Source organism: Xanthomonas sp. SHU 166 (assembly GCF_000364685.1).
GTDB lineage: Bacteria > Pseudomonadota > Gammaproteobacteria > Xanthomonadales > Xanthomonadaceae > Xanthomonas_A > Xanthomonas_A sontii.
Genome location: NZ_AQOJ01000117.1, coordinates 1 through 6,888, shown reverse-complemented (window position 1 = coordinate 6,888; position 6,888 = coordinate 1). Strand labels below are relative to the sequence as shown.

The following is a 6,888-nucleotide window of genomic DNA, read 5'->3' as shown; positions in this document are numbered from 1 at the left end:
GGTGCGCCTGCTGGCGCTGGGCCGACGTCCGCAGGCGGCGATGGCGCGGCAACTGCAGACCGATGCACAGCGCCTGCGCGCACTGGCGCGCGCCCTGGAGACGGTCAGCCCGCTGGCGACCGTGGCGCGCGGCTACAGCATCCTGACCCGCGTCGACGACGGCAGCGTGGTGCGCTCGGCCGCCCAGGTGGCGCCCGGCGATCGGCTGCGCGCACGCCTGGCCGACGGCGAACTGCAACTGCGTGCCGAGCGCGAAGAGTGACCCGTCCACCCGCATCGCCTCGCCGCCCATGACCGACAGCATTCACGAAGGAAGGATCAAGGCGATCCTGCACGGCATGCGCCGCGCCGAACGGCGTCGGGCCGAGCGGCGCGCCGACAGCAGCGACCTGCTGTCGCTGATCGACGGCGCCGCCTATGGCGCACCGGAGGATGCGCAACGCGCACTCGCCTGGCTGGCGCTTGACGGCACCCTGGAGCATCTGAACCACGCCGACCTGCACAATGTCGGCGACACCATCTGCGTGGCCTGGAACGGCTGCGGCAGCGATCTGGCGACGCTGGCGCAATGGCTGCGGGAGGTGCGCCTGGCCGATGGCCGCAACGCCCTGCAGGCGCTGCGCGACGGCGACAGCGCAGACCTGCTGGCCGCGGCCCTGACGGCATTTCCCGGCTGACGCCGAGCGGTTGCAGCGTCCATCACACACGGTGACCCGCGACGCGCCACCCCGGCATGCACGATGCGCTGCCAGACAGCCGGCGCCAATGCGCATTTTCCAGTGCAACCGCCACCGCCGACAGAAGCAGCCGGCCACAGCGAACTGCAAGTCACTGCCCCACGCTGCCGTACAGCGCGCGGCAAAGCCCCAGCGATGGCCCGATCTTCAGCGCCTGTCGCCCATACGGCACCGGTTTGCCCGCAAAGACGCGCCGGCAGCGCCCACTCAGTCCAGCGGCGCGACCACCAGCAGCGGGTCGAGGTCGTACCCCATCGCCACCGCCTTGGCCTTGATACCCTCGAACACGCTGCGCTGCATGCGCGGTGAGCGCGACAGCACCCACAGGTACTTGCGTCCGGGTTCGCCGATCAGCGCCCATTGATAATCCGGGTCGAGCGCGATCACCCAGTAGTCGGCCCACACCATCGGCAGCCAGGCCAGCCAATCCGGCGCGAAGCGCACCTGCAGCCGCCCGGGATGGCCCTCCACCCGCCGGGCCACACCGTCGGCCGCCAGCGTGTCGCCGCTGGCGGTGCGGCAGGCGTTGCGCACGCCGACCTGACCGTCGTCGCGCAGCACATAGGCCGCGGTGACGTCGCCGACGCATTTCTTCTGGAAGGAAACCGGCAGATGCGCGATCTCGTGCCATTGCCCGGCATAACGGCCGAGATCGAACGCGGCGACCGAGCTCACCGGCTGCGTGGCGCGCAGCGGCGGTGCGAGGCACAACAGGCACGCCAGCAACAGCAGCGCGATCGGCGAAAGGCGCATGCGCAGGTTCCGATGGACGGGAAGCAGCAGCTTATGCAGGAGCGGCGCAGCGATGTAAAGCGCGGCGCAAGGCGCCGGCCGTCATGGCGCGGCGGTCAGTTGCTCAGATCGGCCATGGAGTGCTGGTCCGGATGGCTGGCGCACTGCACCGGCTCGCGCAGCACCACGCGCTCGACCACCCCGTCGCGCCGCTGCAGGTAGGTATTGACCATCACGCACTCGGAACCGACCTGCTCGATGTAGGGCGCATCGGCACCGAGACCGCCCTGCTCGCCCGCATGCTCGGTCCGGTCGGAAGGGGCTGCCACGGCGTTGCCGGCCATGGCCAACAGCAGGGCCACGCCCCCATATCTCCGTCCGAATCCGCTGGTCATTGGCAGGTTCCCCCGATTGCCCGTGCCTATGATTACGACAGCCAGCGCCGTTGATTGAGCGGAAGATCCCGAAAAACCGTGAACTGGGTGCAGTTGTCTACGAACGTTGACACGCCTTCTTCACACCTGATCAGGGCAGAGGACAGTCGCAACAGGCCTCGCGCATGCGGAAATCTGCATAGCGCGGGAGATCGGCCCGGACGCCGAATGACGACGCCGTACGCCACCTTCGACGACGGCGACCAAGGCAGCGCAACACACCGCCAAGGCATGCAGATGCCGCAAACCCTCGCGGCAAAAGAAAAGGGCCTGCATTGCTGCAAGCCCTGAAAGAATGGTGGCCGAGGACGGAATCGAACCGCCGACACGGGGATTTTCAATCCCCTGCTCTACCAACTGAGCTACTCGGCCACTGCGCAACGCGGCAGGACCGGTGCGAGGACGCGCATCATAGCGAGGTGATCGGGATTGGGCAAGCGCAATGTTGCAGAATTTTCCTACCGATCGCCGCGGCCTGCGCCGACTGCGTCCGATCCGAGGGCACGCGATGCTGGATACGTCCTCGGCATCCGGCCGGCGCAGGGCAGGGACGCCTTGGTGATGGCCGCCGGCCGGATCGCCGAGGACACGGACCGGACGCCCGGCCAGCCGCGGTCATTCCGCCATACCTGAACGTCCGCAGGGACGTGTGGGTCAGCCTGGATGATCTGGCAGGTTGCTGCGCCAAGGGCGATCGGAGGAGCAGCAACGGAGGTGGACGGCATAACCGAACGGGGTAAAGGCCGGCCGCATGCCGGATGAGGGCTGCCGGCAGATGGCACGACGCGGACGACGCCATCGCGCAGCTAGGTTGGGCGGGCCTGCCATTCCAGTGGCGGAAGCGCTCGACACCAAGCGAAGGCGCCAGTAGAGCGTGTCCGCTGTCCGCCTTGCGTCACGTCACGTCGCGCGCGCGACCGCCGGCATGCCGCCAGCTTTCCGTAGCCCGCGCAGTCCGGGGGAGGCTCCGCCATCGCTGCGCCACCACGGCAGACAGGGGTGTGGTGTAGTCTTCGCCGGTCTTCCTTTCCGTGGATTCCGCCCATGCGTCACCCGCTCCGCCTCGGCTTGCTCGTGTTGTGCACCGCGTTGCTCGGCGCCTGCAGCGACGGCATCGTGCGGCGTGTGTCGGACCCGGCCGCCAGCGTGCAGCAACTGACGGTCAACATGGACGGCAGCTGGAAGGTGGACCTGCGCCTGCAGAACTACAGCAGCATCCCGATGCGCTACGACACCCTGCGCCTGGACCTGGGGGTGGGCGGCGAAGCGGCCGGCAGCCTGCAGGCCGCACCCGGCATTTCGATCGGCCCGGAGACGGCGGACGTGGTGAGCGTCGCGCTGAAGCCCAGCTCGAGCGCGCGCATGGCCGTCGCCGACGCCCTGGCCGGCCGCCGCAGCCTGGAGTACACCCTGAAGGGCAGCATCGCCGCGACACCCGAAGACAAGAAGCCGCGTAGCTTCGAGATCGACACCCGCAACATGCTCTCGCCCGCGCCCGGCCTGGACGGCGTGCTGCGTTGACCCGGCGGTGGCGCTGAGGCGCCACCGGCCCCGCTCTCTCTCTCTACGAACGCGACGTCCCGGTTTCCTGGGCGCGGAACGCGCCTGCGCGTCGACCTGCGCTTCACCGGACACAGGCGCTGCCTCGACCTGCCGCGCGGCACGCTAACGCACTGCGCCCTCGGCGCAGGCCTGTCCCGCGCGTTTTTCCTGAGACACACCTCCTCCAGCGGGCCGCGTTCAGCCGGCGTTACCGCAAAATTAATACATAAATGTATTATTTATACATGTACAAATCATCGAACCGCGCATGAGCCGCTTCGCCGCCACCGAGCAGCGCCTGGACGTGACCGCCCGCAAGCATCCGCACTTCCCGCGGCAAGCCGCGCTGGTCCTGCGGTTGATCAAGCTCCTGCACAAGCTCAGCCTGGACCAGAGCAACGAGGTGTTGCGGCCCTATGGCCTGAGCTACGCCGAATACAACGTGCTGATGATGATCGACGCCAGCCCCGACGGAACCTTGAACCCGTCCCAGCTGAGCGACGCGGCGGGGGAAAAGTCGGCCAACATCACCCGTCTGACCAGTCAGCTGGTCGACAAGGGCCTGATCCAGCGCATGCCCAGTGCCGATGATCGGCGCATGCTGCTGCTTCGGCTGACCGAGGCCGGCGAGCGCCTGATCGAGGCGTTGATCCCCGACCTCTCCGCCCAGCTCGACACGTATGTGCAGCATCTGGATCCGGCGGCGCTGGCGCAGTTGCAGGCGCTGCTGAAGACCCTGCTGCGCGGGGTCGAGGACGCCGCATGAGCGCGCAACACCCCAACGCCGCCGCTGCCGAGGCAGCGCCAGGCCTGCGCACCCTGCTGGCCGACGCCCTGCGCGGCGAAGGCGAGGCCTGGCTGTTCGTGCTGCGCACGCTGCTGTCGATCTATCTGGCCGGCTGGATCGCCCTGCGTCTGGACCTGGCCTCGCCGATGACCGCGATGATCACCGTGGTGGTGGTGATGCACCGGCAGACCGGCATGGTCTTCGCCAAGGGCTTCTACCGGGTGCTGGGCACGCTGATCGGCAGCGTCGCGGCGCTGACGATGGTGGCGTTGTTCCCGCAGGAGCCGGTGCTGTTCGTGCTGGCGCTGTCGCTGTGGATCGGCGCCTGCACCGGCGGCGCGCTGCTGTACCGCAACTTCAAGGCCTATGCCTTCGTGCTGTCCGGCTACACGGTGGCGCTGATCGCGCTGCCGGCGGTGAACCAGCCGCAGAACGTGTTCAACCTGGTGGTGGCGCGGGTGACCGAGGTGGTGCTGGGCCTGCTGGTGACCGGCATCGTCAGCGACGTGGTGTTTCCCAGCCGGCTGCGCCAGACCCTGCGCGACACAGTGCGCCGCGCGTCCGACGGCTTCCTGGACTTCGTCCGCGACGCCACCGGCGGGCAGTTGCCTCGCGAGGCGATGGAGCAGGCGCACCTGCGCTTCGTGCGCGACGCGGTGACCATCGAGGACCTGCGCAGTTCGGTGGTGTTCGAGGATCCGGAGGCACGGGTGCGCAGCGGCCGCCTGCGCCTGCTCAACCAGCGCTTCATGGCGGTGTCGACCAGCTTCCAGGCGCTGCACCACTACATCAACCGGCTGCTGCGCAGCGGCGATGCGGAGGTGGCCGAGGCGCTGATCGGCCTGTATCGGCCGCTGAAGGCCGCGCTGAGCGACCGCGGCGGACGCGAGGGCGCAGCCGCGACCGCGCGCAAGCTGGCGGCGTGCCGCGATGCGCTGGCAACGCGTGCCGCCGAAGCGCGTGCGACCCTGCCGGCGGCACGGCACGAGGGATTCGACACCGGCGTGTCGCTGCTGCAGCGGTTCTTCGCCGACCTGCACGACTACGTGGCCACCGAGGCGACCCTGGTCGCGCCGCAGCAGTGGCGCACGCCGCAGGACCGCGGCGACACCGCGGTGTTCGTGCGCGGCAACGACTACGCCGCGGCCGCACTGACCGCGCTGCGCAGCGCGCTGCTGGTGGCGACGATGTGCTGGCTGTGGATCCAGGCCGGCTGGATCAGCGGTGCCACCGCGGTGTTCCAAGCGGTGGCGCTGAGCGCGATCCTGTCGTCCAGCGCCAACGCGCCCGCTGCCGCGCGCTCGCTGTTCAAGGGGTTCGTGTTCGGCATCGTGCTCGGCGTGATCTGCCAGTTGCTGGTGCTGCCGCAGATGGACGGCTATGTGCTGTTCGTCGCCGGCACCCTGCCGTTCCTGCTGGTGACCCTGTACCTGGCCTCGAAACCGGCGCTGTACGGCTTCGCCACCGGCGCCAACCTGGCCTTCGTTTCGATCCTGGCGGTCCAGCCGACGCCAAGCTTCAACGCCGCGGCCACCTTCAACAGCGTGGTGCCGCTGCTGCTGGGGACGCTGGCGGTGAGCGCGACGTTCGTATTCGTGCCGCCGGTGATCGGCACCCGCTGGCAGCGCCGGCGCCTGCTGGAGCGGCTGCGGCGGCAGACCACGCTGGCCGCGCGTGCGCCGCTGCCGGGGCTGGCGCTGCAACTGGAGAGCGTCAACCGCGACCTGTTCCAGCAGATCGTCGCGCACACCCCGCCGGGCAGCGACGAACTGCGCGACCTGCTCGGCTGGGCGCTGTCGGTGCACGAAACCGGGCGCACCCTGGTCGAACTGCGCCGCGATGCGGCCGAAGGCACGCTGCCGCCGGCCCTGGCCACCGCGGTGGAGGCCGCCGTGCAGGCGCTGGCCGACCTGTATCTCGATCCCAGCCCGCAACGGCACCGACACGCCTTGCAGCGGGTGGAGGCAGCGCTGGCCGCCAGCCAGGTGGAAGGCGCGGTACCGCTGCGCTGGAAGCCCACCCGCGAACACTTGTTGCTGCTGCGCGGCGCGCTGCTCGACGCCGATTCCGTTCTCGCCGCGCTGGCCGATACGCCTGCGCCGACCACCGCCACCCCAGGAGCCGACGATGCTGCTGCCCGCTGAACTCTCGATCGCCGGCGTGTACGTGCCCGGCCTGCTGGTGCTGGGCGTGGCCCTGCTGCTGGTGGCCTGGGCGCTGGACGCGGTCGCCGGCCGCGCCGGCCTGTACCGCTACGCCTGGCATCCCTCCCTGTTCCGTCTGGCCGTCTACGTCGGTGCCTTCGCCGCGCTCGGCCTGCTCCTTCTTCCGTGAGTCCCGCCATGAAGACCCCTGCCCTGATCCGTTTCGCCCTGACCGCCATCGTGGTGCTGGTCTCCGCCCTGCTGGCGCATGCGCTGTGGCGCCATTACATGCTCTCGCCCTGGACCCGCGACGGCCGCGTGCGCGCGGAAGTGGTGCGGATCGCGCCGGACGTGTCAGGCCTGGTCGATGCGGTCGCCGTGCGCGACAACCAGCACGTCAAGCGCGGCGACCTGCTGTTCAGCGTGGACCGCAAGCGCTACGAGCTGGCCGTGGAAAAGGCCCGCGCCAACCTTGCGGTCGCGCAGGCGCAGGCGCGTGCGGCCGGCGCCAG

10 protein-coding genes and 1 tRNA gene are annotated in these 6,888 nt (G+C 69.5%); 8 read left to right on the top strand and 3 right to left on the bottom strand.

Annotation, left to right across the window (positions count from 1 at the left end; all coding sequences use genetic code 11):
* A partial coding sequence (locus D180_RS04795; protein WP_304412378.1) for an exodeoxyribonuclease VII large subunit occupies positions 1-262 on the top strand: 262 nt, incomplete at its 5' end.
* A gap of 28 nt (positions 263-290) precedes the next feature.
* Positions 291-677 carry a hypothetical protein gene (locus D180_RS04790; protein WP_017911902.1) on the top strand — a complete coding sequence of 129 codons (387 nt, stop codon included), beginning with the start codon at positions 291-293 and terminating at the stop codon, positions 675-677.
* Positions 678-944: 267 nt separating this feature from the next.
* On the opposite strand, the gene D180_RS04785 is transcribed toward D180_RS04790, so the two are convergent.
* Entirely contained in the window at positions 945-1,490 is a 546-nt protein-coding gene (locus D180_RS04785; protein WP_017911901.1) for a lipocalin family protein, read from the bottom strand.
* 95 nt (positions 1,491-1,585) lie between these two features.
* Positions 1,586-1,831 (bottom strand): hypothetical protein, encoded by a 246-nt coding sequence (locus tag D180_RS04780; protein WP_017911900.1) that lies wholly within the window; start codon positions 1,829-1,831, stop codon positions 1,586-1,588.
* Between the two features lie 240 nt (positions 1,832-2,071).
* Here D180_RS04780 and D180_RS24725 point away from each other — a divergent pair, with 240 nt between their 5' ends.
* Positions 2,072-2,194 carry a hypothetical protein gene (locus tag D180_RS24725; RefSeq protein ID WP_255325526.1) on the top strand — a complete coding sequence of 41 codons (123 nt, stop codon included), beginning with the start codon at positions 2,072-2,074 and terminating at the stop codon, positions 2,192-2,194.
* A 5-nt stretch (positions 2,195-2,199) separates the two neighbouring features.
* Here the strand turns inward: D180_RS24725 and D180_RS04775 are convergent.
* A tRNA-Phe gene (locus D180_RS04775) sits at positions 2,200-2,275 on the bottom strand.
* A 672-nt stretch (positions 2,276-2,947) separates the two neighbouring features.
* Between D180_RS04775 and D180_RS04770 the strand changes: the two genes are divergently transcribed.
* The 5 genes from D180_RS04770 to D180_RS04750 all read left to right on the top strand — a co-directional run.
* Positions 2,948-3,424 carry an LEA type 2 family protein gene (locus D180_RS04770; protein WP_017909054.1) on the top strand — a complete coding sequence of 159 codons (477 nt, stop codon included), beginning with the start codon at positions 2,948-2,950 and terminating at the stop codon, positions 3,422-3,424.
* Positions 3,425-3,713: 289 nt separating this feature from the next.
* Positions 3,714-4,211: a MarR family transcriptional regulator gene (locus D180_RS04765; RefSeq protein ID WP_017911899.1), complete on the top strand. Its 498-nt coding sequence runs from the start codon at positions 3,714-3,716 to the stop codon at positions 4,209-4,211.
* Positions 4,208-6,376, top strand: coding sequence for an FUSC family protein (locus D180_RS04760; RefSeq protein WP_017911898.1), 2,169 nt, complete (start codon positions 4,208-4,210; stop codon positions 6,374-6,376). Before D180_RS04765 ends, D180_RS04760 begins: the two co-directional genes overlap by 4 nt.
* Entirely contained in the window at positions 6,360-6,566 is a 207-nt protein-coding gene (locus tag D180_RS04755; protein ID WP_017911897.1) for a DUF1656 domain-containing protein, read from the top strand. Before D180_RS04760 ends, D180_RS04755 begins: the two co-directional genes overlap by 17 nt.
* 8 nt (positions 6,567-6,574) lie before the next feature.
* Positions 6,575-6,888 (top strand): biotin/lipoyl-binding protein (locus D180_RS04750; protein WP_043090480.1); only part of this gene is annotated, 314 nt, incomplete at its 3' end.

What these genes read in the sequence shown, in the direction of transcription:
- D180_RS04755 (WP_017911897.1), top strand. Translation starts at nt 6,360, where the DNA reads ATGCTGCTGCCCGCTGAACTCTCGATCGCCGGCGTGTACGTGCCCGGC.
- D180_RS04770 (WP_017909054.1), top strand. Translation starts at nt 2,948, where the DNA reads ATGCGTCACCCGCTCCGCCTCGGCTTGCTCGTGTTGTGCACCGCGTTG.
- D180_RS04765 (WP_017911899.1), top strand. Translation starts at nt 3,714, where the DNA reads ATGAGCCGCTTCGCCGCCACCGAGCAGCGCCTGGACGTGACCGCCCGC.
- D180_RS04760 (WP_017911898.1), top strand. Translation starts at nt 4,208, where the DNA reads ATGAGCGCGCAACACCCCAACGCCGCCGCTGCCGAGGCAGCGCCAGGC.
- D180_RS04785 (WP_017911901.1), bottom strand. Translation starts at nt 1,490, where the DNA reads ATGCGCCTTTCGCCGATCGCGCTGCTGTTGCTGGCGTGCCTGTTGTGC.
- D180_RS04790 (WP_017911902.1), top strand. Translation starts at nt 291, where the DNA reads ATGACCGACAGCATTCACGAAGGAAGGATCAAGGCGATCCTGCACGGC.
- D180_RS24725 (WP_255325526.1), top strand. Translation starts at nt 2,072, where the DNA reads ATGACGACGCCGTACGCCACCTTCGACGACGGCGACCAAGGCAGCGCA.